The organism is Streptomyces sparsogenes subsp. cuspidosporus (assembly GCF_039532705.1).
GTDB classification, from domain to species: domain Bacteria; phylum Actinomycetota; class Actinomycetes; order Streptomycetales; family Streptomycetaceae; genus Streptomyces; species Streptomyces sparsogenes.
This window is the reverse complement of the sequence record NZ_BAAASD010000029.1, coordinates 93,345-115,725: the sequence shown is the minus strand read 5'-3', so window position 1 is coordinate 115,725 and position 22,381 is coordinate 93,345. Positions and strand designations below refer to the sequence as shown.

Genomic DNA, 22,381 nt, shown 5'->3' with positions numbered 1-22,381 from the left:
CCCGCGGAGCGGGATACCGCGCGGCAAGCCGCGCGGTAGTTGCGGCTCCGCTGACGCTCCGCCAAATTCCCCCGCAAGCGGGGGAATTGAATTCCGCAAGCGGAATTCTAAAAGCGGGTCAATTCGCGCAGCGCGAATTGCAGGCAACCGCGCAAGCGCGGTTGCCGAGGCTGGCAGCAAGGGGAGGTGCATCGCGCTCGCGCCTGTGTAGGGATTGGGAGTCCCAGCCACTACCCCCACAACGGAAGTGATGCACCATCGGCCAGACGGGGTGCCCGGCCCCATCGCAGTGACGGGCTCCGCTGCGCTCCACCCGAACCCCTCCCCCATCCTCGAAACGGCCCCGACATATTCACCGATACCCCGTCAGCATACACGTCAACCGTTCCAATGGGAGGGAATCCGACGATGCATCACTCAAGAGAGCGAACAAGTGATGAGGCTGATGCATCACGAACACTGGCTGTGTAGCGTTTGGGTCCTGGCTGCGTTACCCCTGGCCGATCCTAAAGCGACCCCGAATCATTCAGAATTGCGCCGCCCTGAATTGCTCAGCCACAGAACGGAAGCTCAGATATGGGTACGCCAGAATTCGGCGTGCGGAGGTACCGGAGCCGAACGGCCGCTAGGCCGGGCGGCGGAACCGACCATGGGCATCAGCCACGCCTCGATGCTTTTGAACGTCACGGTCGGCACCACCCGAGACGCAGCAACGCTGGTGCCGCCTACGGTTCGCACGAGGCCACGGAGCCGCACGCGAAGCCGCCTCAGCCACGAGGCTTGCTCGGAGCGCCACAGGAAGCCGCCTACGGGCGCTGTGGCGTCCTGGACCTTCCGCTTGGAGGTCCGGGGGCGGGAGCGAGCGCCTGCGGTGCTGGTGGGGGCCTGCGCGGGTGCAGTGGGCGCACGGACCGGGTGGCGGCCGCGGACCGGGACGGTCGGGGTGCCGGCGCACCGTCAGCTGCCGGTGGTTGGTGCCGTCGGTGGCGGGGTCGCCCCACGAGTTCGGGCGCTGGTGTCGCCCACGCGCGCGCGTGCGTCTTAGGGAAAAGAGGGTCATCACGGAAAACCCGCTTTGACCTGGTCTTTTACGGAAGGTGATGTGTCAGCGCTGACACATTGACCTGCGGAAATGTGTTCGTGGTGCCACACCGACACCCGTATTTGTCAACCCTGCTTGTACAAGCAAGGAACGTCGCTGGTGAGGGCTGGTGCCCAGGGAACACGTCTCGAATCCGTTGTGTCGGCGTCGACACCAAAGCGCCACGCCAGCGTGTACAAATCTGCCAACTGAGCTTGAACAACTGCTAGTGTCCGGCGCGACCCCCAAGATCGAGGACAGGACCACCGTCGATGCCCCGCCAGCCCAAGCGCCCCACCGCCGGCCGCGGCAAGGGCCGGATCACCGCCGTGCCCCCCGGTGGTGACAGCGCCTTCCGCGAGACCCTGTCCTCCCGGCTGGGCAAGGACATCAAGCCGCCCACCCGTAAGCGGCCGGTGCAGCAGATGGACGTCAGCGTCCGGTACACCTACCGCGCGCCGCACGACATGTACGGGCGCTCCGGCTACAGCGTGGTCTCCAACGACTTCCTCGCCGACGTCCTGGCGGTGCTCATCGCCCAGCACGGCATGTCGCCGATCCAGTCCGCGGTCCTGCTGTGGTGCATCGGCCGGCAGCGCGAGGGCTGGCTGCGCGCCACGCACAAGAAGATCGCCGACAAGCTGGGCGTGGAGCGGTCGAACGTGACCCGGGCGATCGGCCGCCTGGAGAGCTGGCACATGATTCAGCGCGTGAACAGTGGGCTGATCTTCGTGAACCCGATGCTCGGGTTCGAGGGCAACGGAGACGTACAGCGCGAGATCCTGGACGCCTTGCGCGACAAGGAGACCGGGAAGCTACCGGAAGACGTCTTCCCGGCCCTGAACGCCCCACCGCCACCGCGCAGCGTCCAGCTGGAGCTCGCTGTCGAAGACAGGGAAGATGAAGTGGTCGACGAGGAGGGGCGGGCATGCTGATCCAGGCGAGCGCCGGTTTCGGAATGCTGTACCGGCTGGACCTCACCAAGGCCGCGATGGAGCTGCTGAGCGCCCTCATCGAGCGCCAGAAGCCCGGCGGCGAGGTGAACGCCTCCCAGGCCGAGCTGGGGGCCCGCGTGGGCCTGTCACGGAACTCAACGAACACCGCGATGGGACTGCTGGAGAGCCGGAACCTCGTGCTCAGGCCGAAGGACCGCAAGTACCGGACCTACTACCTCCACCCCTACATCGCCTCCTACGCCTCCCAGGAAGAGCTGGAGGAAGCGATCGAGGACGCCGCCGAGCGCATCGAGTCCGGCGAACTCCCCGAGATCACCGCCCCGCTGTACGAGACCGCGCCGCCCAAGCGCCAGAGCCAACCGCTCCGGGCTGTGCGCGCCGCCGGCTGATGCTGCCCGCCATCACCCCCGGGTGATACCCGACCGCGAAATGTGCCCCTGCCGCACAGGAATGTGCAGCAGGGGCACATTCGTCTGCTCCGAGCGACAAGCACCCGGTGCGTACATCCTTCCCCTCCAGGGGAAAGCGGCAGCTCCGCCCGCGGTAGGTCGGCAGGCTCCGCCCTACGGCGCTGTATGCAGCAGCCGTGCATAGATCTCACCCGGAACATTGCAGATCTGCGATGTTATTCAGCCGCGGGGCGGCCCCGTGGCCCTGCTGCCCGGCCCTGGAGCAGCGGGCGTGGCTGGTTGCAGCGGGCCCGAGCAGCGTGCAGCAGCTGGCCGTGCTGCACCGGCCGGGGCCGGCCTGCTATCTGTGCAGCACCCTTGTGGCGCCCGGCCCATGCAAATGCTGCGCTGCACCGGCGACACCGTCCTGCTGCCACCCGGCGACCACCACCAGGACCACGAGCAGCACCCCGGTGTTTTCGGCAAGGTGAAGGAGAGCCAGTCGGGCAGCGAGATTGGGAGCCACGTTGGTCCGCCTGTGGAGCGGTTGCATTCGACGTAGGTCCATGATCGGCAAGGTGAAGGAGAGCCACCCCTTTCGGGTGACGCGTGACAGTGCCGATGTGGGCCGGAGTGGGTTCCTTGGTTGGCGCCGTCGGGTTAGCGTCTTGGCGTGGACACAGAGAGCACCTCCGTGCTGGTCGACGTGCGGAAGTACGACGGCAGTCTGAGCGCGCAGTGGACCGCTACCCGGCTCGGTGAGGACGAGCACGGCGTGTGGTTGGGCACGGCGAAGGGTGTCCCCGTCAGTTCGGTCACGGGCGGCTGGACAAGCCGGTTCGCGTACGTGATGTTGGTCCCGCGCGGTGAGTGGTGGACGGCCACGTTCTGCGTGGACCCGGGTCCCGAGATGTACTGCGACGTTTGCACGGTGCCCGAGTGGAACGCGGCCGGGACCGTCCTGCGCACGGTGGATCTCGACCTCGACGTCGTGCGGCCTCGTGGCGGCAAGGCCCGTACCGAGGACGAGGAGGAGTTCGCCGAACACCAAGTCCGCTACGGCTATCCCGACAGCGTCGTCGGCAAGGCCCGACAGACCTGCGAGTGGTTGATGGAGGCGGGCCATCGCGATGGTGACGGCGTCGAGCCCTTCGTCTCGGTGTACCGCTACTGGCTCAGCCTCATCGGGTAGCCAGAATGGGGTTCCTGGCCGCTCCCGCGGGCTCAGGCTGGCAGAGCGGCGTCATGCGCGCAGTCTGCCACTGGGAGGAACTGGCCTCGAACGGGCCCAGCCAGGGGGTCACTGTCTGTGGCGCTCGCTCTCGGTGGCCTGTAAGCGGTAGGAGTCGGTGCCGGTCTGGATCAGCGTGCATCGGAAGGTGATGCGATCAGCGATGGCCGCGCAGATGCGCGGCGGTCCCCGGAGATCGCGTAGCGGCGGGCGGCGATGCCGTGCTCGAGGGGCTCTCCGATCTGCTCGCACAGCAGCGCCAGGACGCCGGTCGCCGCCTCGGTGTCGGACAGGTAGGCCGGCGCGACTTCGAGCATCAGCTCACCGATCGCGTGCGCGCTGGCGAAGAGGTCGTCGGTGAGCTGGCGCCCTGCGGCGACGAGGGGATCCGTCGACGGATCGGCGGGCGGCGGAGGCTGGGCGGTTCGGACATTGAACCACCGCGCGCACTGTCGGCTCATCGAGGTCCTGGAGGCCGCTATGAGCGAGCGCGGCGAGTCGGCGGGTGATCAGCTCCGCGACGTCGCCGCTACGGCCGGAGACGGCGATCAGGGCGCGCTGGGACAGGCCGTAGTCGAGCGCGGCCGCGCCGTCCGGGGCGCTGTCTCGCGTGCGAGACGTCTCGGTGCCAGCGGTGACCGCGCCGTGGGTCGCGGCCAGGGCGCGGGCGACGCCGAGCAGCCGATACGCCTGCGCGCGGCTGATGCCGAACTCTGCGGCGCAGTACGCCTCCCAGCTGCCGTACCCGAGCGGCAGCCAGAGGCGGGCGGCGTGCGCGTCGCGGACCCGGGCGGCGAGTACCGCCACGGAGCGCCGGACGTCGTCCATCGCCTCGCGCAGCCCGTCCGTCATCTCCCGGGCGCGGGCTGCGGTGAGCGGCGGCCGCGCCGGTTCGACGACGTCGTCCTGGCCGTGGTCCTGGTCGCGGGTGCCCATGGTTCCATCGTCCTGCGCGAGGACCAGCGGGACCAGGGCATACGGGGGCGGTTCAGTCGGCTTGGAGGACCTGGCTGCGCAGGGCCCGCAGCAGGGTGCGGGCGTCCTGGTTGTCCGCGTCGGTGAAGGCGTGGATCGCGAGCAGGATGGATCCGCCGATTCGTTTGGCGGTGACGAGGTCGTCGCCGGCGAGGGCGGCCTGGTGGTGCAGGGAGTCGGTCAGGAGGAAACGATGCGCGCCATGGGATCGCCGTTGAGCTCCGCGACACGCTGGCCGGTCTCGTCGCGGGTCATGGTGGCCTCGATGCCGAACGCGGCGAGCAGGACGCGGTGGAGCGTGTGCTTCCCGTACGCGGCAAGCAGGGCTGCCAGCGGGCGCTCGTGCGCGCCGCCCGCGAGGACCTCCAGGGCGGCGTCGTTGTTCTGGACGACGGCCTCCAGCGCGGCCAGGGCCCGGAGATGGTCATCGTTGGTCAGCTCGTCATTCATGGCGCGCAGGCTAGGCCACGTCTGTGACACGCGTCGGCGTTCGATGCGAAACCACCCGCACCGGTATGGCCGCGAGCTCCACCTCACAGCCTCACAGCTTCGGCGGGCCGCGTGACACGCCCGCTTGTTGAGGCGGGCGGAGCGGGCGCCGGCCGCTGCTGGAATCCAGCGGTCCTGTGTGGGCCACCCCTGGCAGGATCCACGCATGCTCATCACGCCTCGCCCAGGAACCAACCGGCAGAACCTCCTCGATACGTTGCGGACCGTGCGCACCGCAGCGGTCAACGAACGCGGCGGGGTGGGCCACTCCAGTGCCTACCACCGGCTGCTCAGCTATCTGGAGTGGGCACTGCGCTCAGCCCAGCAGCTGCGGAACCAGGTCAGCCCCGAAGACCTCACCGCCCTGGTCCTGTCGAAGCGCCACGACACGCTCCTGGACGGCGTCGGGCACCTCGCGGGCTCGGATCAGCAGCGTCTTGTGAACCTGCTGGTGGACCAGGAACTGGCTGAGCGCATCGAGACCCTCGAGGCGGCGATAGACCTGCTGCAGTCGCTGATGACCCGCTGGGACGGACGGGAGTGGTTCGTGGTTGCCGACTCAAGCTTCTACATTCAGAACCCCGACAGGCTGGGAGACGTCGACCTGCACCAGGTGGTGGGTCTGCCGTCCGGCGAGCACATCCGGTTGCTGTTCCCGATCGCCGTCGTCGACGAGTTGGACGGCCTGAAGGAGGCGGGTAAGCACCGGGCGCGATGGCGAGCAGGCCACACACTGGGACTTCTGGACGGCACGCTGAAGGGATCCCTGTCCGGGATCCTGCGCCGGTCCCGGCTCACACAGGACGAAGTCCGCGGCGAGATCAGCCTGGAAATCGTCCTGGACCCGCCTGGGCATGTGCGGCTGCCCCTCGCCGATGACGAGATCATTGATCGGGCGGTCGCGATCCAGTCCCTCGCGGGGCGCCCCGTGCGGCTGTTGACCTGCGATACCAGTCAGCACACCCGAGGAAGGGCGGCTGGTCTGCAGGTGACGAAGGTTCCAGCGAAGGATCCCGGGCCGGAACCCGACTGGGAGGCTCAGGACAGGACTGGAAACGGCACCCGCGCCAAGCGTCGCGAGAGGCAGGCCGCCGACGCGGGAACCCTCAAGGCAGACGGATCGGCCTAGAGGCTCAAGCCGATATCGCCTGTGAGCCTTACGGGTGACAGGCGGCTCGGAGTGCTCAAGCACACCCCTACGATCCTCGCCATGAGTAGCGAGGTAGTTACTATCTGAGTGGATCCGTGTGAGTTGCCGGCCGACAGCTTCACCGAATCCGACATCGCCAGGATCCATCTGGTGTCCGTGATCGAATCCGCCGCGACCGCCCTCGGCCAGTACGCGCAGATGGTGGGCGAGGACCTGGCGCAGGCCGGCGACTATGCACGTCGAGCGAAGCGTCTCGGCTCGCTCGACTCGCTCGATTCGGTGTTGAGGCAGGCTGTGATCGCAGAGCGGGTCCGTGGGACCAGCTGGGAGACGATCGCAGAGGCCCTCCGCATGGAAGCGCCGGATGCTGAAGCGCGGTGGGGTGATGCGGTAGAGCGGTGGCGCCACCATGCGTTCGCTGGCACCGTCTGCACGCACTGCTCACACTGACCCAGCGACAGCCCGCTCCCGGCCGGAACACGGCGGGTCGCACCGATTCCGTGCTGGCGGTTTGTGTGAGTACCGCCACCGCAGCCCGCCGACTCACTACGGTCAGCGCATGACCAGTGAGCGTGTAGTCGTGGACGAGGCAGTGCGCGCGGCATGGGACTCGTACCGGATCTTGGAGAAGCGCACGCCAGAGAAGGAGCGCCGGCAGGCGCAGCAGCGTGTCCAGGCTGCGATGGACTCCTACGGCCGGGAGGAAGTGTCCCGGGGCGCGGTCTTCCTGGTGGGCGTGCTGACCGCGCACATCATCGGCCAGCCGGGCGGCCCAGAGGAGGACCGCCTCGATCCGCTCAGTGATCTGATCCCGGCCGTGATCCGCAAGCTGCCTGACTTCGAGTCGGCCGACCCCGCCCAGGTGCCGATGGTCACCGGCGTCCTCATGGCCGCGGCCATGGGCATGGACACCGTGGCCTGGCGCGACCAGTTCGGGACGATCCCGCCGAAGGAGGCTCTGGTACACAACTTCGTGCTCTGGTTGCTCGCCGACCTCTTCGACAGCCTGGTCGAACAGCCCGGCGCCACCGACCGGCTGATGCGGGAGACCTTCAACTCGATGGCTGCCGACGATGCCGGTTGACAGGCCCCGACAGAGCGCCTGGCCACGCTCAAACTCGCCCTGCCGACCGTGAGGCCCGACGCCCACGACAGCTTCTAGGAGAAGTGCGATGCCCAAGAAGGCTGGCATCGAGGATTCGTACGGCTACGACCCGGAGACCAACACGGTCCGGGTCGGGCATCACGACTTGGAGCGACTGCTGCTGATGTTCCGTTCGCTGGTCCGCGAGCAGGAGCCTGGCAGCTGGGAGCACATGAGGGACTACGACCTGTCCTTCGAACGTCTGGCAGACGCCGTCGACGCCGCCGCCAAGGCCTGGCAGGGGTCCCGCTGGGAGGGCCCTGACCTCCGGCTGCGCTGCACCACCACTGAGGCCGTCTACGACTGGCCGGACGGAGCCCCCTACGACGGCGGAACGCCGGTCACATGGAACGTTCCGGGCTACGGCTCCCACGCCACCTCCGGTGACAGCAGGGGCCTGCCCACATCGCTGTGTGGCTTCACCTGGTCGACGGAGGAAGGCCGCCCCGTGAGCGGGTTGCCGGACTGCCGCGAATGCCTGCGCGAAGTCCAGCTCGGGGCCGAACGGCCCCGCGGCACCTGGTGACCACGAGCCACCCGGCTGACTACACGTTGCCCCCCGGGTGGCTACTGGTAGTACGGCCGTGGCACGATGCGAAACGCCGCGACCCCGGCAGCTGCAATGCCGGGGTCGGGGCGTTGTCACCAGGTGGCTATCCGGGCCAGACGATGTCCAGCGTGGCGGGGCTGCCGGGCTCAAAGGCTCCATCCGATGCGGGTGAAGACGTAGCCCCGCTCCGCTAGCTCGCTTCGGGAGTCGGTCTGCTCCCGCGCCCACACCAGTGGGAGGACCAGGTCCTCGGTGGGGTCGGCCGTCGGGTAGTCGGCCCAGACATCTCCCTCGTTGTCCAGCCACACGCAGGCGTACTGCGCGGACCCGTTCACCTGCGGCATTCCGAAGGTGGAGACCAGCTCGGTGCGGCAGACCGCGATCCGGGACAGGACACACCCGCGTGCCCCCAACGCACCTCGGGAGACAGGGCGATCGCCATCCCACACCAGCGGCAGCATGTGGTCGTCCGGCGGCACGGTGGGATAGTCGGCCCACACGCCGCCGTCTTCCTCCAGCCACACGGCGGCATGAGCGTCGGTGGGAGCGGTCTCCGGTGCAGTGACGCAGGCTCGTACGCAATCAGGAAGGCGGACCTCCTGACGCTGGCCAGGCCCCCGGACAGCGTCGACGGCCGGGTGTGACTGAGCACTTCAGTTGGCCAGTGAGCGCTTCAGCTTGCCGCTCCGGCGCTCAGCTTGCTGCTTCAGCTTGGCCGGTCATGCACGCGGGGTGGGCCAGGAGGTGAGGGGTAGCGGGCCGCGGTCGATGACGGTGCGGATGCAGAAGGTGCTGCGGGCGTCGCGAACGGGACCGATGGCCAGGATCTGGTCGGTGAGCACCTTTTCGAAGGTGCGCAGGTCCGGCACGGCGAGTTCGACGAAGAAGTCGGCGTCGCCGGAGACCACGTGGCAGGCGACCACGTGGTCGATCGCCTTGAGTGCCTCTTCGACCACCTGGGAGGTGGTGCGGGAGTGCTCGACTTTGAGGGAGAGGAACACAGTCAGTCCGAGGCCGAGGCGGTCGCGGTCCAGATCGGCCCGGTAGCCGGCCAGGACCCCGTCCTCCTCCAGAGCCTTGGTGCGCCGCAGGCAGGACGAGGGTGACAGGCGTACGGCCTCGGCGAGCTCGACGTTGGGGGTGCGTCCGTGGCGCTGGAGGTGGTCCAGGATCGCCCGATCGATACGGTCGTAGAGGGGGCGTGGCATGAAATGCAGCGTATCGGCGGTATCGCCGAACAATCCTGCACTGCGCGGGTGTATGGGCACTCACTACGCCATCGCGTGCCGGGCTCGGCGGCACATTCTGGTCACGCGCTGCAGCCGCCAAGCCGGTCCCGCTGCCGTTCGTACCCCTCTCACACACATCGGACTGCCTCATGCACCGCTTCCCTCTGGAACCCGACCGCGCCGCGATGACCGAGATGGGCCGTCTTGTCCTGGACCGTGTCGTCGACCGCACCGAAAAGCTCGCGGCCCGCCCCGCGACCAGCCCCCTGTCCTCGCAGGCCGAGACCGACCTGGTGGAGTCCTTCCTGGCGCCGCCGCCCGACCGGGGCGGCGACCTGAAGGCCCTGCTCGCACGTCTGGACCAAGCCGCCGACTGCGCGCTGGAGACCGCCGGGCCAGGCCACCTGGCCTATATCCCGGGCAGCGGTCTGTACTCGGCCGCGCTCGCCGAGTTCTACAACCGCGCCACCAACCGCTACGGCGGCCTGGCCTCGGTCGCCCCGGCCTTCGCCGCGCTGGAGGAGAGCGTGATCCGCTGGATGGCCCGCGACGTGTGCGGCCTCCCGGAGGGCAGCGGCGGCCTGCTGACCAGCGGCGGCTCGATGGCCACCTTCTCCGCGACCGTCGCCGCCCGCCACAACAGGCTCGGCGAGGATCTCGCCGGCGGCACCGTCTACACCACCGCCTTCGCCCACCACTCCGTCGCCAAGGCCGCCCGCCTCGCTGGCATCCGCGCCGCCCGCATCCGTACCGTGCCGCACACCCCGGACCTGCGGATGGACCCCCACGCCGCCGCCGCCATGGTCCGCGCGGACCGGAACGCCGGGCTGCGGCCGTTCCTGCTGGTGGCCACCGCCGGCACCACCGACACCGGCACCGTCGACCCGCTGCCCCAGCTGGCCGACCTGGCCCGCCGCGAGGACGTGTGGTTCCACATCGACGCGGCCTACGGCGGCTTCTTCCGGCTCACCGCACGCGGCGCGGAACGCCTCACCGGCATGGAACAGGCCGACTCGATCACCCTCGATCCGCACAAGACGCTGTTCATGCCGTTCGGCACCGGCGCCCTGGTCGTCCGCGACCTCACCGCCCTGCACGCCGCGCACGACGGCACCGGCAGCTACCTCCAGGACATGGGAACGGCGGGGGGCGTCCCGGACTCCGGTCACCTCGGGCCCGAGCTGACCCACGAGATCCGCGGTCTGCGGGCCTGGCTTCCCTTGCACCTGCACGGGGTGGACGCCTTCCGCGAGGCTCTGGACGAGAAGCTCGATCTGGCCGAACACGTCCACGACACGCTGTCCGGCGTCGCGGAGCTGGAGGTCCCGCAGCGCCCGGACCTGTCCACCGTGATCTTCCGCGTCCGCCCCGCCGATGGCAGCCGGGCCGCCGCCGAGCGGGCCGACGAGGCGAGTCGCCATCTGCTGGAGCGGATCAACGGTCACCGGCGCGTCGTGCTCTCCAGCACGGTTGTCGACGGCCGCTACACCCTGCGCGTCTGCGTGGTCTCCCACCGCACCCACCACGACCGCATCGCCGAGGCGCTGAAGATCATCACTGCCGAGGCCAAGCGCCACACCACCGCGTAGCGATCTCCGGCCCGCCTGCGATGCTCAGAGCGGCCAACTGAAGTGCTCAGTCACACCTGAGCCGAAGCTCAGAAGTTGTCACCAGCGGGACCGGCTGACCTGGTGAATGGGGACGGCCGAAGCAGCCTGGTTGTCACCAACGAGGCATCCGACTTGTCACAGGCGCTCGTTCAGCAGTCTTTCTGTCACCAGAAACGGCGCCCTCAAGCGGCTGCTCGAAGACCACGCCGAGCGCCTGGCCAAGGAGATCGACAGACGCTGAACCTGAACGTGATTGGGTCAGGACCGCGCGGTCCGGAACGCCAAATACCGACTGAAGGCTTCGTGGCTGTCGGGGGTGAAGCGCCACTCCAGCAGGGCCGATCGTAGCTCCGGCTCGGTCAGCCAGCCATGCCAGGCGACCTCATCGGGATTGGGGACCACGGCGTCCGGCACCACGGCTTCGTGCACGCCGAGCCAGTGAGGGCTCAAGCCGCTGCGGTTGATGAACGTGAACAGCAGGCGCGGCAGCGCACGAATGCCCAGCTCTTCGGCCAGCTCCCGCGCGGCGGCCTGTTCATAGGACTCGCCGACATTTGCGGCGCCACCGACCTCGACCTCATAGAGCCCGGGGAAGCGCGATACCTGCTCCGACCGCCGGTGGACGAGGACCCGGCCACGATCATCACGACACACCGTCACGGCGACTCGGTGCAGCCACCCCTCCTGGATGGCCTGCCGGCGGCTGACCACCATCCCCAGCACACGATCTTGATCGTCGACACGCTCCACCAGTTCATCCACGGCGCACACCCTGGCAAAGCCCACTGACATCGACGCTTCTCTGAGCCCGCAGAGGCCGACCCAGGAAAGCCAGAACTGGGAGGCCCCGGACACGGATGACCACAATTGTCGACCTGTCACGCTCAGGCTCAACCGCCCACAACACCACCGGTGACAACCAGCCTGCCTATGTGACAACCATCGTGCTTCGGCTCAACACCGGGAATTCCGTGGTCATGCCTTTCCCTGCCTTTAGTAGTCGAGATCCAAATAGTCGATGTCATTGATGGCGACGTCCGAGAGTCCCATAGCTCGGGCCCCGCCGTCCTGGAAATACACGTCCTTAAACCCTTCGGCGATGATTCCGCGCATCTGCTGGTCGCTGGCTCCGGCATCGCGGGCCTCGAACAGGCGGCGGGCGTACTCCGGGGGGAGGTGCACGGTGAGGCGCCGGAAGCGTCCGTCGTCGGTCGTGCCGATGGGCGCGGTGTACCCGAAGCGGGCCCGGGTCTCCACGGTGATCCCACCGGTGGTGGCGGCTTGGCGCTGGCGGCGCTTGCGGACCTGCGGCTGCCACCGCTTCCGTACGGCGTCGTCGATCTTCGCGGCGACGTCGGCGCGGGCGTGCTTGCGGGCGCCGCGCCGGTAGCGGTTGACGGAGTCGGCGGTGACCCCGATCTCCTGCGCGACGGCCTTCGCGCTGCCCAGCTGCTTGAGCAGGTAGCCGATCTGGCCCTTGAGGGTCTTGGGCGGCTCCCGGGTGAAGCCCTCCCGGTCGGCCCGCTCGATCGCATCATGGATCTCCACGGCGGTGCTCAGCTCCCTTCAGAGGTGGGGTCCTGGCCGTCGGGGTCGACCAGGTGGAACCAGGTCTCGCGTGTCTCGCGCAGGTCGTGCCGCCACAGTTCGAACCGCGGCGAGGTGCGGAGGGTGCGCATGGAGAGCTGCAGGGCCTCCATGCGCGCCTCGAGGCGGTCCAGCGTCCGCTCCAGCTCCGCGCCGGCCTCCAGCGACGACGTGCCGCTTATGGCGGATCCGCCATAAGCGGCGGACCGGCCGGTGTCAGTGGCCACGGTCTACTCGCCTTCGTCCAAGACGGCGTCGCCGCCCTTGATGTGGCGAGCGGGGTTGAGGCCCTTCTCCATCAGGTCGACCGCCCACAGCATCGACTGGACGCCCTCCAGCTTCGCCAGGCCAGGCGTGGGACCGAGGCGGAACCCGCCGGGCTGCGGCTTGCCGGACGCGGCGTAGGGGAGGAAGTCGAGCGGGCTGTCGCCGGGGCTGGGGTAAACGACGCAGTCGGAGAGCACGGCGAGGGGGAACAGCCCGGTCATCCGCGACATGTTGAGCAGCTTGCGGTGCATGTTGACCCGGGCCTTGCTGATGACGGCGGCCCGGATGTCGGGGCGCCAGGTCGGCCGCTCCAGGGCCGGCCACCGCTCGCCCTCCTTGTAGTGCTTGCCCTGCGGGCGCTCGCGGAGCTTGCCGACGCCGCCCTTCACCGTGGCCTTGATGGCCGCGAGGACGGCGGCCAGGGCCGGGTCGACCTGCTTGTGCTGCTCCATCGCGGCGAGGAAGGCGCGGTCGTCCAGGTCCTTGGTGACGCCGAGGTCGGCGAGGGTGTCGACGTACGCGTTCTTGAGCCGGTCGTGCCACGGGTCCAGGTACGCGCCGGTCTCACGGCGCAGGTACGCCTCGATCGGCTCCACGTTGTAGCCGAGCTCCTGGGCGTAGGCGACGGTGTGCGTCTGGTACCAGGACGGGCCCGTCGGACGGGAGCCGTCCGGCGTGAACGGCGAGGGCAGGCGCGGGTCCAGCTCGATGTGGCTCAGGTCGACCAGCCACGAGCCGGGGATCTTCGGGTTGAACTTCGGGGCGTGGAAGTGGTCCGGTGCGGACAGACCGACGACCAGGCGGGCCGCGGCGGCGAGGAAGGCGGTGTTGAGGTCCAGGCCGATCGCGAAGGGCAGCATGCACTCCTCATCGGACAGCGCGTCCACCGGCCGCACCCACTGGTACGCCTCCTCATTGAGGAACCCGCCACTCCAGCCGGACTGAACGACGACCGGGTGCTCCGGGGTGGCCTCCGGCGGCGCCGGGTCCATCGGCTCCGTCCCCAGCGAGCCAGGGTTGTGGCCGGAGATCCAGTTGCCGGTCTCCTCATCGCGCTCCGGCTTCGTCGGCGGGCGCAGCGCCGTCATCAGCTCCAGGCCCGAGACGGCCGTGGATCCGCGCGGGGTGATGACCCGCTGAGCGTACACGCCAAGGACGCGGGCGATGTCGGCCGGCTCCATCTCGCTCACGCCGGGCCAGGACCGCTCATCGAGGGCGTCCCACGACAGGATCGCCAGCTGCACGCACTGCCGGTCGCGTCCCTGCGCCTTGCGGTAGATCCGCGCCCACGGGCCGAAGCCGCGCTGCGTGAGCTGCCACTTGGCCTTCGCCACCTGCTTGACGACCGGGTGGTCCTCCGGCAGGCGCAGGGAGCGGCGCTGCTCGTGGCCCTCCAGGCGCTCGGGCAGCCCGAGCTTCACGGCGGCCGCGGCCGTGAGGACGATCAGCGGGTCGGAGTCCTTGCCGTAGCGGTTGAGTTTGGGCGCACCGAGGCCGGACTCGCGCAGCGTCCACTCCACCAGCTCCGGGATCGTGGTGGCCGGACAGTCGAGAACGATCCCGTCGACGCCGTACGCGGAGCCGTCGCCGTCCAGCACGGCGAGCGGACCGTGCGGGAAGCGCGGGTCGACGGCAGGCTTCGTCGCCTTCTTCGCCGCCGGGCGCCGCGAGGACGTGGCCGGGCGTCCGGCCGGACGGGCGGGGCGCTCGGGAGCGGCCGCGGCAGCGGGAGCCTCCACCGGCGCGGCGGCCTTCGCCTCGGGCGCGGCCGGGCCCGTCAACGTCTCCGGCGTCACCGGCTGCGGCGCGGCGGCCGGAGCCATGGGGGCGGCAGGCGCGGCGGGGGCGCCGTTGGCTGGGTACTTCGCCGCCCACCCCTTCAGCAGCCGCTGGTACGCCTCCAGACGCGGCGACTTGGGCTCGGAGCGGCCGTTCTCCCAGTTCTTGATGCTCTGCGTCGACGTCTTCAGCGCGACCGCAAGGCGGGCCTGGGTGATGCCGGCGGCCTCACGCAGCCGGGCACGCTCCGCCGGGGGCGGCAGCTGCGGCTCCTCCTCCAGCAGCGCGTCGACCGACGCGAACAGCTCTTCCTCGGATGCCATGCGTGGATCTCCTCTCGTGCCTCCACCCTAGCAGTACTTATCCTGTTCTTTAACCCGCTTCTTAACCTTATCGAAGCGAGTTTCTGGTCAGTGTGGACGGCAGGCGCAGCCCTGGTTCATACCTCTCACGCCCGCGCCGCACCGCTTCCACCTGGGAAGACAGGCTGTGAGGCTGAGAGCCGCAAGCGGCACCGGCTGGCTGATCTCCCGCAGAGCGGCCCCGTGGCTGGCTCTGGCTTCGGTGCGCTCGGTAGCGTGGCGGCCATGGCGGAACGAGGCGAGACGCAGGGCGGGCCGGCGCGGGGGCAGTCGGGCGCTGTCGGACTGCCGCCGAACGCCCCTCCCGACACAGCGCGGGTGGTCACCGGCACGACGGCCCGGCAGGTGAACGACCAGGAGGCGAGAGACTTCGACGGCGTGGCGAAGGTTCGAGACCGTGGCGAGGTGCTGGGCTTCGGGGTGCCGGTCGTGCTCTTCCTGCCCGGCGTCGCCTACCTCGGGATCACCAACGGCCACCAGTTCATCGCCAACGACTTCTTCGCCTTCATGTACTGCCTGGCCAGCATCGGCTTCGCGTCGGTCCCGCTGGTGGCGTGGCGGCGGGGAGGCGGCCGGTATGCGGACCCGGGCTTCGTTCGGTCCGCATGCTTTCCGTGGCTGTTCACGACCATGCAGGGCGTGGCCTACAGCTCCCCCCGCAGCGACGCGAACGTCGTCATGCTGACCGTGGGCTGGGGCGCGTTCATATACGCCGGGATGGTTGCCCTGTACTTCCTTGGACGCGCGCTGTGGTCCACCGACGCCCAGGCCGCCGTACGCGAGGCCGCGCCTGGTGAGGGAACCGGGCAGCCGAAAACCGGTGCCTGACTCTGCTCAGTCCATAGGTCGCTGTTCGTCATCCAGGCGGGCCATTCCGACCCGAGCTGCCGCACCCCGCACTGAACGGCGGCTGCCCGGCGCAGGCCTGGCGCAGGGACCATGCTGCGCCGCGGTCTGCTCTCCCGTCACCGGGGGCCACGCACGGGCTGCCTGCCCATGGAAGGATTCGCTCGGGCGTGTTGGCGTCGCCAGGGAAGCTTGGGCGATGTGCCAGATCGCCGCTGTGGTTTGTCGGGGCCATGGGTCGCGGACATTGCAGCCAAGATGTTGCGGATGTGATCCGCGAAGTCCGCCATCGCGAGGGGAATCTCGATGTCGGGGTTGGCGAGGTAGCCGATCGTGACCGCGTCGGGGGCGTAGTCCAGCACGGCGTCGAAGACCTCAGCTCTGGGCCGGCCAGCCCTGGTGAGGAGACGGCCCAGGAGGCGCAGCATGGTCGGGGTGCTGGAGTCGAAGGTGAAGACGAATTCCTTGGGCGGCTCAGCATCACAGGAGAGTGTCACGGTCTGGGATGCGGGTTCGGTATCGAGGCCGGTCTGCTCGCGCCACCAGGCGGCCAAGTCGTTCTCGCCGAGCGACAGGTGGTACAGGTAGAGGCAGTAGGACGCGGCTGCGTCCCCGGCGCCGGCGGCGTATTGCCACCAGGACCGGGCGCCGTCTTCCACGTCGGTCAGATGCAGGATGCAGCCGAGGACTCGTGCGCCGGACGGTTCCGGGAGCCGTTCGGTGACGAATTCCTGCAGTGAGGTGGCCGCCGTGTGGGTCACCACGGTTTCGCAGAGGGTCTGCAGATCGTGCGCCGCGGCGTGGCTGGCCCGGTGTCTGCTGAGGGAAGCCCGCTCGGACCAGAGGGGAACACCGTCCAGGGAAGCGGGGGTGTCCGCTTCGACGCACGGAACGATGTCGCGAGGGACGAGGGGTTCTTCCAGTAGAAGAGCTCGGCTCAGAAGTTCTTCGATCGGGGCAGTCACCGGGGTGTTCCTCCTGGGGAGTCGTGGGGGCCGAAGGTGTCAGCCAGGGATTGCGTGGCGTAGCGGTCTGCGGTCCGCACCGAGATGAGGGGCACGCCCAGGACGTCGGCGACGGCGGTGTCGTCCATGCCGCGCAGGTACTTGAGGACCATGACGTCCAGCTGATGATCGGGGAGGCGGCTCAGGGCCTTGAACAGGCTCATGGATTCTGCGATCTGGTCGAAGCGTGCCATGCCCGTTGTCTCACTGAGGCTGACGGTGTTGAAGGCGGCCGGGACCAGTTCGGGGCAGCCGTCGATGTGGGGAGTGCGCGCCATGACACCCGCGCGTAGCACGGACCAGGCGAATTTCTGCACGTCAGAGCTTCCCAGAGCCTCTTTCCACCGCAGCCACAGAATGTCGGACGTCTCATTCACTACGGCTTCGGCCTTCTCATTGCTCAGGAAGACCTTGGCGTAGCGGGTGTAGGCCTCGCGGTTCAGCTTCATGAAGCCCTGGTGGTCCAGGGGCGGGACGGCCGGGCCGGTGGAGAGCGCGACCGTCTCTATGCAGTTGCTGATCCAGGTCGGCTTCTTGTGCGCCTCGGACGCTGCCGCCGCCCACAGTCGCCGCATGGGCCAGGTGGGCATGTCCAGGACATGCAGGAGGCTGCAGGTGATCTCCCACCGCGGGTACAGGCCGGCGCCGCGCAGAAGTTCCGAGATCTTCGACTTTGCGAACCCGGTGCGCTCGCTCAGCTCGCCGATCGTCAGACGGCTGGCGAGGAACCTGGTGCGCAGCGGCTCCAGCCACGCCCGGTGGGCCGCTCCGACGCGGTCGGCGATCGGCCCGAGCTTGCGGCCCCGCTTACCGGGAAGCTCTCCCTCCGGCTGGGCGGGCACGGATCGTGGGCTCATCCCGCGTGCCTCTCATCCTGCGACGCTGCCCGCGGGGGCACATCAGCATGCCGGGTCCTGGTGTTGCCGAAGGCATTGACGATCTGCTGAACGAGCAGCCCGAGGGAGGGGACCAGGGCCGCGATCGCGGTGATGTGCCCGAGTGCGGCCATCACCACGCTCCACACGAGGACCGCCACCAAGACGATGGCGGGCAACACCTGCTTTCTGTACATCGAGGCCTTCCCGAGAAGAAGTCAAAGGTGTCCGGAAGGGCTCCTCCAGGCGGTGCCGACGCGCCATCAGGGAGCTGGAGAGTCAGCATGGCGGGAAAATATTCGAACACGCCACGTGATCATGGGATCACGGAACATTAGGCCACAGGTACGGAACATTAGGCGGACGCGGGGGCGGGCCCCGGGAGGACGGCAGCAGATGATGGCGAATTACCTGCTTTCAGGGGCGAGGTTCCCGGTTCCCTTGCGCCAGGGGGCGCGCTACCCCCTCAATGGGATGACAGGCGCCAGCTGGCGTCGGACCTTCCCGTCCGGAAGGCCGTGCCCCCTCGTGCCGACCCGAGAGGGTGCACACAAAGCTCTGGCCCGGCCGTCCACAACGGCCGGGCCAGAGCGACTGCGGTCGAAGATCTACAGATCCACCTACCGGCCGCCAGCCTGGCGGCCGTTGTCGCGGATGCGGCCGCTGCTCCCCTGGCTGGTCAAGACGCTGGTGAGCCCCACGTGCGCCTCCTGGCGATCGGGCACGGTCAAGGTGAGCGCGACGTGGCCGTGGGCGGTGATGACGGCGGGGCCGGTGAGTTCCATCGCTCCGTCGGGACGTACCGCGATGTGGAGGCGGCCGCCGGGCAGGTCGGCGGTGTAGTGGGCGGCGAGGGGCGGGTGTGGGTGGCGGGCGCGGGCGGCGGCGACGGCGGCGCAGGCTCCGGTGCCGCAGGCGCGTGTTTCGCCGACGCCTCGTTCGTGGACACGCAGCTGGAGGTGGTGGGGGTCGCGGGTGGTGACGAATTCGACGGTGGTCCCGTGGGGGTACGCGGCGGCGGGTGTCACGGTGGGGGCGGTGCGGAGGTCTCCGGCGAGACGGAGGTCCTCGAGGAAGACGACGGCGTGGGGGTTGCCCATGTCGACGTGGGTGGCGGGCCAGGTGTGTCCTGCCGCGGTGACCTGTATGCCGCTGGTGCCGGGCAGGAGGGGCTGGCCCATGTTGATGGTGACCGGGCCGGTGTGGTCGGGGACGTGGACCTGACGGACTCCGGCGCGGGTGGCGACGAGGAAGGTGCCGGGCTGGTGGTGGCCGGCGTCGACGAGGTAACGAGCGAGCATGCGGAGGCCGTTGCCGCACATTGCGCCCGGGGTGCCATCAGGGTTGCGGTAGTCCATGAACCACTCGGCCTCGGTCATCGCGGTGGCCTCGGGGTCGGCGGCGCAGCGTACGGCGCGCAGGATGCCGTCGGCGCCCAGGCCGGTGCGCCGGTCGCACAGGCGGATCACTTCGGCTGGTGTGAGAGTGAGGCGGCCGGCGGGATCGGGGAACGCAAGGCCGAGCACTTCCTCGCATTCGTCGGTATCGCCGCAGCTCTCATCGGCTACCGCCGCTTGAGCAGGTGCACACAGCACCCGCTGTGAAGAACGTTGCCCGAAGATGAGTCGCGTGAACAGATCTCCTCAGCATGACGACGATGTGGCCCGCCTGTGGCAGGAGCACCTACTCGCGGCCTTCCCCGCTGACCTGCGCGGCGCCGAGTTGGCAGGTGTTGACATGGTGCTGCTTGACGCCAGCATCGCCGGGTGTGTGTCGACCTGGAAAGACAACGGTGGCGTTCTCGACAGAGAGCGACAGAGGCTCCTGGACAACTGCATCGCGGACCTGGACCAGGTCATGCCGCTGCTCAACGATGCAGAGGACATCTGCTACTACCGACGCCTGCGTCAGCTGGCTCGACTCGTGTCGGATACCGGTCCTCAACCCACCAAATGAAACGACGTCTAAAGAGGGAGGAATCGTGGCGCACATTGGCGCCAGGGTCATATCCTCCATGGTGGAAGGGTCACGAGGGCGCGTTAGCGCATGTCTCACCCGAGGTACGCGCGAGCACCAGCTCGGTGCCCGGCTGTAGGCGAAGCATCGCGCCGGGCTTGTCTGTATGAGCGTCGATACACCCTTCGGGTCCGGTGAAGAGCGCGTAGTTGACGCCATCGTTTTGCGCGGAACGGAAGACGATGCCCTCCACGCGCAGGGGGGACAACCAACGGAAGTATTCGGTGAGGACCTGAGTGGGGACATACGCGGTGTGTTCTCGCCCGTCCAGCACCACGGGCTGGCTTAAGTCTGTGGCGAAGGATCGGATGAACTCAACCTGATGGAGAAGAGCCCTGCTGTTTGGGGAGAAGGCGCCTGGAGAGGCGGGGATGATGGACAGGTCGATCACACTTACCGGACGGACCAGTTCGAAAGCTGCCACTGCTGCGTACGGGCGTGGATCGTGGGCCGATATTTCCGCGACGGCTGTCTCCACGTCTGCGGAACCGTAGAACATCGACACACCTGCTGGGCTCAGCCGGTTGGCTGTGGCCCGGTCCTGGGGAGTGGATCCGATGGTGGCAGCGACATAGCCCGGTTGGGCGGTATCCGTCCGCATCCGGCCGCGCCATACCTGATGGCCAGCCGACAGCGTACGAACCAGCCCCAACTGCTCAAGGGCGGCCGATACTCCATCGAGTGCGGCCAGTTGAGACTGCTCGTGCAGAGACATGCTGGCCAATAGGGTGAACCGCCGCTGATGTGTGACCCGATCGCGAAAGGCGGGCCACGGCTCGAGGATGACCTCGTCATGCTCCCCGGGTTGAAGGGGCGCACGCAGTTGCCAGGAAGCGGGCTGCGCCCATGCCTGCACAGCGCGGGTCACTTGAGGATCCAGAGCCCCGCGGCAGACGTCCTCGATGACAACGCCGGTGGGAATTCCCCGTTCGGCCCTTTCCAATCGCTCGTATTTCTCGTTGACGCCAGCCATGACAGCCTGGGCAAGACGGTCGAAGTCCACGGCTATTGGCGCGGTCGGATCCATCTGATCGCAGAAAGAACAGTGCCCTGAGGTCAGCGAGGGGCCGAGGTGACGGCGTAGATGATGATCGATGACATGGTTCAGGCACACCGAACGCGAGGAGAGATCCTCATCGGGTGAAGACACCGGCGCGTCTCCCTACGTGATCTGGTCGTACGCTTGCTTCTTCGCCTGGAGCCGGCCATACAGGAGATCGAAGATCGTCCTGCGGCGGGTCGTAAAATGAATGCTCCAACTAGGGTCTTCAGCTAGTTCACTCATCATCGACTCCCAAATCAATTCGAAGCTCTCCACAACGCTCATCTTCCCGCGCCCCGCTCCGAAAAGTGGGAAGCAGATGGAAGACAAGGAAATGCCCAGCTCTTCCCTTTCTCGCCTGGCCAAGTCGAACGTGTTATGTACGGCCCGGGGAATCGCCTGAGGTCCAATCCGGTAGTTGTTTGTGCCAGACATAGGCGTGGCGATGGCAGCGTGATAGATCCTTTTGATATTTCGTCGCTGAAGCGCACCGGAGGGCGTTGGCGCCACCGTTCCCTCCGGGACGGGCAAACCATAACTACCGTGGTTACGGAGCCAGGTGCAGAGGTGCTCACCAGCCACGTCCTCTAGAATTTGGCCGCTTGCACTCTTCTCGGCAGCAGCCCAGCGAAGGCTGCCAGAGGTCGATGGTTTGAAGAATTGGGAGAGCTGCAGGTAGGTGTTCTCGGAAGAGACCACAACGTCGACGTTCCTGAGCTGCTCCACTGGTCCACCGTGGAGGAAGAAATCGGTCGCATGACTTGCGGTGCCGTTGGCGGGGACGGGAATGGGGCCAACGACCTCCAGCTCTGTCAGAACGTCGGCGGCAGGGGTCGATCGGCGGCGGTGGGGAATGTCTGCCTCGGGCTGCGGCTCAAGAGGAAACGGCTCTGCTAGAGCCCGCGCCAACTCCTTGCGCACTGCGTGGATGAGTCGGCTATCCGGTCCGTTCGGCCGGATGACAGAGAAGTGGTCGCCAGGGAGCACGCCCGTTTCAGGGAAGAAACCGGCGGCGGAGGAGGGAACGACTACGTTGTCGCTCTCACCCGCGTAGGCGACGATTGGGATCGGGCACCGGTCCCGTGAGACATCCAGGGCTCTCACGATTCCGTCAAGGACTTTTCGCTGTGTTTCCAGCACCGAGGTCTGCAACGGTTTGAGTTCGCGTTCCTGGGTATTCCGAGTCATGGGAATCAGCCCCTTGCGAGCCAGCAGGAATAGGTCCGACCCGTTGTTAGGGCAAGCAAACATCACCACTCGACGAATCTTTGCGAGATCTCTTCCTCGACCCGCCTGGAGCATGCGGAACAGAAAGCGTTGGGCCACCAGGCCGCCTTGACTGTGGGTGACCAGTACGATTCGTTCGTGTTCGGTGGTGAGATCCCCGATGAAGCCGCGCAGGCTCTCAGCTACCGTGTCCAGATCCGGCATACGACGCAGGGGGTTCCAGGTCACCGGACGTGTCGCGTACTCGAAGAACAGGAAATCGAATTGGTCCGCGACAGCGGGGACCGCGGATAACTCTTGCTGCAACGGCGTCCACGTGGCCGGTGAGGAGAACAGTCCATGCACGAAGACGATCGCGGCCTGACGCAAGTCTCCCCCTATAGTCGTGCCCGGCTTCTGGACATCCGCTCGGCATCATACGGAGATCTCCGGTAGCGGGCGGGCCCTGTGAGGTCCGAGGGTGACTCGAGGCCACAGCACCGCCGTGGTGGCCGCTTCGCGCCACTCGGCGGAGAGCGTTCACACCATCAAAAACAGAGGGATGTCGACCTGATCCGCTGGCACGTCCTGCC

At 67.9% G+C, this 22,381-nt stretch carries 25 protein-coding genes; 10 read left to right on the top strand and 15 right to left on the bottom strand.

Features of this window, described 5'->3' with window-relative positions; all coding sequences use genetic code 11:
* The first annotated feature begins 1,353 nt into the window (after nt 1-1,353).
* The 3 genes from ABFY07_RS28560 (at nt 1,354) to ABFY07_RS28550 (ending at nt 3,618) form a co-directional block, all read left to right on the top strand.
* On the top strand, nt 1,354-2,016 hold the full coding sequence (locus ABFY07_RS28560; protein WP_346177258.1) for a replication/maintenance protein RepL: 663 nt from the start codon (nt 1,354-1,356) through the stop codon (nt 2,014-2,016).
* Nucleotides 2,010-2,426: a hypothetical protein gene (locus ABFY07_RS28555; RefSeq protein ID WP_346177257.1), complete on the top strand. Its 417-nt coding sequence runs from the start codon at nt 2,010-2,012 to the stop codon at nt 2,424-2,426. Before ABFY07_RS28560 ends, ABFY07_RS28555 begins: the two co-directional genes overlap by 7 nt.
* A 673-nt stretch (nt 2,427-3,099) precedes the next feature.
* Entirely contained in the window at nt 3,100-3,618 is a 519-nt protein-coding gene (locus tag ABFY07_RS28550) for a DUF402 domain-containing protein (RefSeq protein ID WP_346177256.1), read from the top strand.
* Between the two features lie 170 nt (nt 3,619-3,788).
* Here the strand turns inward: ABFY07_RS28550 and ABFY07_RS28540 are convergent, their stop codons facing one another.
* The 3 genes from ABFY07_RS28540 to ABFY07_RS28530 all read right to left on the bottom strand — a co-directional run bounded on the left by ABFY07_RS28540 (nt 3,789) and on the right by ABFY07_RS28530 (nt 5,082).
* Nucleotides 3,789-3,974 (bottom strand): hypothetical protein, encoded by a 186-nt coding sequence (locus ABFY07_RS28540; RefSeq protein WP_346177263.1) that lies wholly within the window; start codon nt 3,972-3,974, stop codon nt 3,789-3,791.
* Between the two features lie 4 nt (nt 3,975-3,978).
* Nucleotides 3,979-4,593 (bottom strand): hypothetical protein, encoded by a 615-nt coding sequence (locus tag ABFY07_RS28535; RefSeq protein ID WP_346177255.1) that lies wholly within the window; start codon nt 4,591-4,593, stop codon nt 3,979-3,981.
* A 219-nt stretch (nt 4,594-4,812) separates the two neighbouring features.
* Nucleotides 4,813-5,082: a hypothetical protein gene (locus tag ABFY07_RS28530; RefSeq protein ID WP_346177254.1), complete on the bottom strand. Its 270-nt coding sequence runs from the start codon at nt 5,080-5,082 to the stop codon at nt 4,813-4,815.
* 205 nt (nt 5,083-5,287) lie between these two features.
* Here ABFY07_RS28530 and ABFY07_RS28525 point away from each other — a divergent pair, with 205 nt between their 5' ends.
* From ABFY07_RS28525 to ABFY07_RS28510, 4 genes are all read left to right on the top strand, one after another.
* Entirely contained in the window at nt 5,288-6,250 is a 963-nt protein-coding gene (locus ABFY07_RS28525; RefSeq protein WP_346177253.1) for a PIN domain-containing protein, read from the top strand.
* Nucleotides 6,251-6,373: 123 nt separating this feature from the next.
* Nucleotides 6,374-6,721, top strand: coding sequence for a hypothetical protein (locus ABFY07_RS28520; protein WP_346177252.1), 348 nt, complete (start codon nt 6,374-6,376; stop codon nt 6,719-6,721).
* 109 nt (nt 6,722-6,830) lie between these two features.
* Nucleotides 6,831-7,355 carry a hypothetical protein gene (locus ABFY07_RS28515; protein ID WP_346177251.1) on the top strand — a complete coding sequence of 175 codons (525 nt, stop codon included), beginning with the start codon at nt 6,831-6,833 and terminating at the stop codon, nt 7,353-7,355.
* Nucleotides 7,356-7,443: 88 nt separating this feature from the next.
* Nucleotides 7,444-7,941, top strand: coding sequence for a hypothetical protein (locus ABFY07_RS28510; RefSeq protein WP_346177250.1), 498 nt, complete (start codon nt 7,444-7,446; stop codon nt 7,939-7,941).
* 170 nt (nt 7,942-8,111) lie between these two features.
* On the opposite strand, the gene ABFY07_RS28505 is transcribed toward ABFY07_RS28510, so the two are convergent.
* Nucleotides 8,112-8,489, bottom strand: coding sequence for a hypothetical protein (locus ABFY07_RS28505; RefSeq protein WP_346177249.1), 378 nt, complete (start codon nt 8,487-8,489; stop codon nt 8,112-8,114).
* A 195-nt stretch (nt 8,490-8,684) separates the two neighbouring features.
* A complete protein-coding gene (locus tag ABFY07_RS28500; protein ID WP_346177248.1) occupies nt 8,685-9,173 on the bottom strand; it encodes an Lrp/AsnC family transcriptional regulator in 489 nt (162 codons plus the stop codon).
* Nucleotides 9,174-9,343: 170 nt separating this feature from the next.
* Between ABFY07_RS28500 and ABFY07_RS28495 the strand changes: the two genes are divergently transcribed.
* Nucleotides 9,344-10,783, top strand: coding sequence for a pyridoxal phosphate-dependent decarboxylase family protein (locus tag ABFY07_RS28495; RefSeq protein WP_346177247.1), 1,440 nt, complete (start codon nt 9,344-9,346; stop codon nt 10,781-10,783).
* A gap of 279 nt (nt 10,784-11,062) precedes the next feature.
* On the opposite strand, the gene ABFY07_RS28490 is transcribed toward ABFY07_RS28495, so the two are convergent.
* The 4 genes from ABFY07_RS28490 to tap form a co-directional block, all read right to left on the bottom strand.
* A complete protein-coding gene (locus tag ABFY07_RS28490; RefSeq protein WP_346177246.1) occupies nt 11,063-11,596 on the bottom strand; it encodes an NUDIX hydrolase in 534 nt (177 codons plus the stop codon).
* Between the two features lie 201 nt (nt 11,597-11,797).
* Entirely contained in the window at nt 11,798-12,352 is a 555-nt protein-coding gene (gene tpg / locus ABFY07_RS28485; RefSeq protein WP_346177245.1) for a telomere-protecting terminal protein Tpg, read from the bottom strand.
* 8 nt (nt 12,353-12,360) lie between these two features.
* On the bottom strand, nt 12,361-12,618 hold the full coding sequence (locus ABFY07_RS28480) for a hypothetical protein (protein WP_346177244.1): 258 nt from the start codon (nt 12,616-12,618) through the stop codon (nt 12,361-12,363).
* 3 nt (nt 12,619-12,621) lie between these two features.
* Nucleotides 12,622-14,760, bottom strand: coding sequence for a telomere-associated protein Tap (gene tap / locus ABFY07_RS28475; protein ID WP_346177243.1), 2,139 nt, complete (start codon nt 14,758-14,760; stop codon nt 12,622-12,624).
* Between the two features lie 264 nt (nt 14,761-15,024).
* Here tap and ABFY07_RS28470 point away from each other — a divergent pair, with 264 nt between their 5' ends.
* Nucleotides 15,025-15,627, top strand: coding sequence for a hypothetical protein (locus ABFY07_RS28470; RefSeq protein ID WP_346177242.1), 603 nt, complete (start codon nt 15,025-15,027; stop codon nt 15,625-15,627).
* Between the two features lie 137 nt (nt 15,628-15,764).
* Here the strand turns inward: ABFY07_RS28470 and ABFY07_RS28465 are convergent, their stop codons facing one another.
* From ABFY07_RS28465 to dapF, 4 genes are all read right to left on the bottom strand, one after another.
* Nucleotides 15,765-16,610 (bottom strand): hypothetical protein, encoded by an 846-nt coding sequence (locus tag ABFY07_RS28465; RefSeq protein WP_346177241.1) that lies wholly within the window; start codon nt 16,608-16,610, stop codon nt 15,765-15,767.
* Entirely contained in the window at nt 16,607-17,506 is a 900-nt protein-coding gene (locus ABFY07_RS28460; protein ID WP_346177240.1) for an RNA polymerase subunit sigma, read from the bottom strand. The genes ABFY07_RS28465 and ABFY07_RS28460 overlap by 4 nt, the downstream gene beginning before the upstream one ends.
* On the bottom strand, nt 17,503-17,721 hold the full coding sequence (locus tag ABFY07_RS28455) for a hypothetical protein (protein ID WP_346177239.1): 219 nt from the start codon (nt 17,719-17,721) through the stop codon (nt 17,503-17,505). The genes ABFY07_RS28460 and ABFY07_RS28455 overlap by 4 nt, the downstream gene beginning before the upstream one ends.
* A gap of 423 nt (nt 17,722-18,144) precedes the next feature.
* A complete protein-coding gene (gene dapF / locus ABFY07_RS28450) occupies nt 18,145-18,993 on the bottom strand; it encodes a diaminopimelate epimerase (protein ID WP_346177238.1) in 849 nt (282 codons plus the stop codon).
* A 160-nt stretch (nt 18,994-19,153) separates the two neighbouring features.
* On the opposite strand from dapF, the gene ABFY07_RS28445 reads away from it, so the two are divergent.
* On the top strand, nt 19,154-19,480 hold the full coding sequence (locus ABFY07_RS28445; protein ID WP_346177237.1) for a hypothetical protein: 327 nt from the start codon (nt 19,154-19,156) through the stop codon (nt 19,478-19,480).
* Nucleotides 19,481-19,550: 70 nt separating this feature from the next.
* Here the strand turns inward: ABFY07_RS28445 and ABFY07_RS28440 are convergent, their stop codons facing one another.
* Together ABFY07_RS28440 and ABFY07_RS28435 are read right to left on the bottom strand one after the other, a co-directional pair.
* Nucleotides 19,551-20,690 (bottom strand): RES family NAD+ phosphorylase, encoded by a 1,140-nt coding sequence (locus ABFY07_RS28440; protein ID WP_346177236.1) that lies wholly within the window; start codon nt 20,688-20,690, stop codon nt 19,551-19,553.
* A 12-nt stretch (nt 20,691-20,702) separates the two neighbouring features.
* Nucleotides 20,703-22,178 carry an alpha/beta fold hydrolase gene (locus ABFY07_RS28435; RefSeq protein ID WP_346177235.1) on the bottom strand — a complete coding sequence of 492 codons (1,476 nt, stop codon included), beginning with the start codon at nt 22,176-22,178 and terminating at the stop codon, nt 20,703-20,705.
* Nucleotides 22,179-22,381: the final 203 nt, after the last annotated feature.

Coding starts and splice junctions, on each gene's coding strand:
- ABFY07_RS28490 (WP_346177246.1), bottom strand. CDS start 11,596: ATGTCAGTGGGCTTTGCCAGGGTGTGCGCCGTGGATGAACTGGTGGAG.
- ABFY07_RS28495 (WP_346177247.1), top strand. CDS start 9,344: ATGCACCGCTTCCCTCTGGAACCCGACCGCGCCGCGATGACCGAGATG.
- ABFY07_RS28560 (WP_346177258.1), top strand. CDS start 1,354: ATGCCCCGCCAGCCCAAGCGCCCCACCGCCGGCCGCGGCAAGGGCCGG.
- ABFY07_RS28500 (WP_346177248.1), bottom strand. CDS start 9,173: ATGCCACGCCCCCTCTACGACCGTATCGATCGGGCGATCCTGGACCAC.
- ABFY07_RS28515 (WP_346177251.1), top strand. CDS start 6,831: ATGACCAGTGAGCGTGTAGTCGTGGACGAGGCAGTGCGCGCGGCATGG.
- ABFY07_RS28540 (WP_346177263.1), bottom strand. CDS start 3,974: ATGCTCGAAGTCGCGCCGGCCTACCTGTCCGACACCGAGGCGGCGACC.
- ABFY07_RS28510 (WP_346177250.1), top strand. CDS start 7,444: ATGCCCAAGAAGGCTGGCATCGAGGATTCGTACGGCTACGACCCGGAG.
- ABFY07_RS28555 (WP_346177257.1), top strand. CDS start 2,010: ATGCTGATCCAGGCGAGCGCCGGTTTCGGAATGCTGTACCGGCTGGAC.
- tap (WP_346177243.1), bottom strand. CDS start 14,760: ATGGCATCCGAGGAAGAGCTGTTCGCGTCGGTCGACGCGCTGCTGGAG.
- ABFY07_RS28535 (WP_346177255.1), bottom strand. CDS start 4,593: ATGGGCACCCGCGACCAGGACCACGGCCAGGACGACGTCGTCGAACCG.
- ABFY07_RS28525 (WP_346177253.1), top strand. CDS start 5,288: ATGCTCATCACGCCTCGCCCAGGAACCAACCGGCAGAACCTCCTCGAT.
- ABFY07_RS28460 (WP_346177240.1), bottom strand. CDS start 17,506: ATGAGCCCACGATCCGTGCCCGCCCAGCCGGAGGGAGAGCTTCCCGGT.
- ABFY07_RS28455 (WP_346177239.1), bottom strand. CDS start 17,721: ATGTACAGAAAGCAGGTGTTGCCCGCCATCGTCTTGGTGGCGGTCCTC.
- ABFY07_RS28470 (WP_346177242.1), top strand. CDS start 15,025: ATGGCGGAACGAGGCGAGACGCAGGGCGGGCCGGCGCGGGGGCAGTCG.
- ABFY07_RS28530 (WP_346177254.1), bottom strand. CDS start 5,082: ATGAATGACGAGCTGACCAACGATGACCATCTCCGGGCCCTGGCCGCG.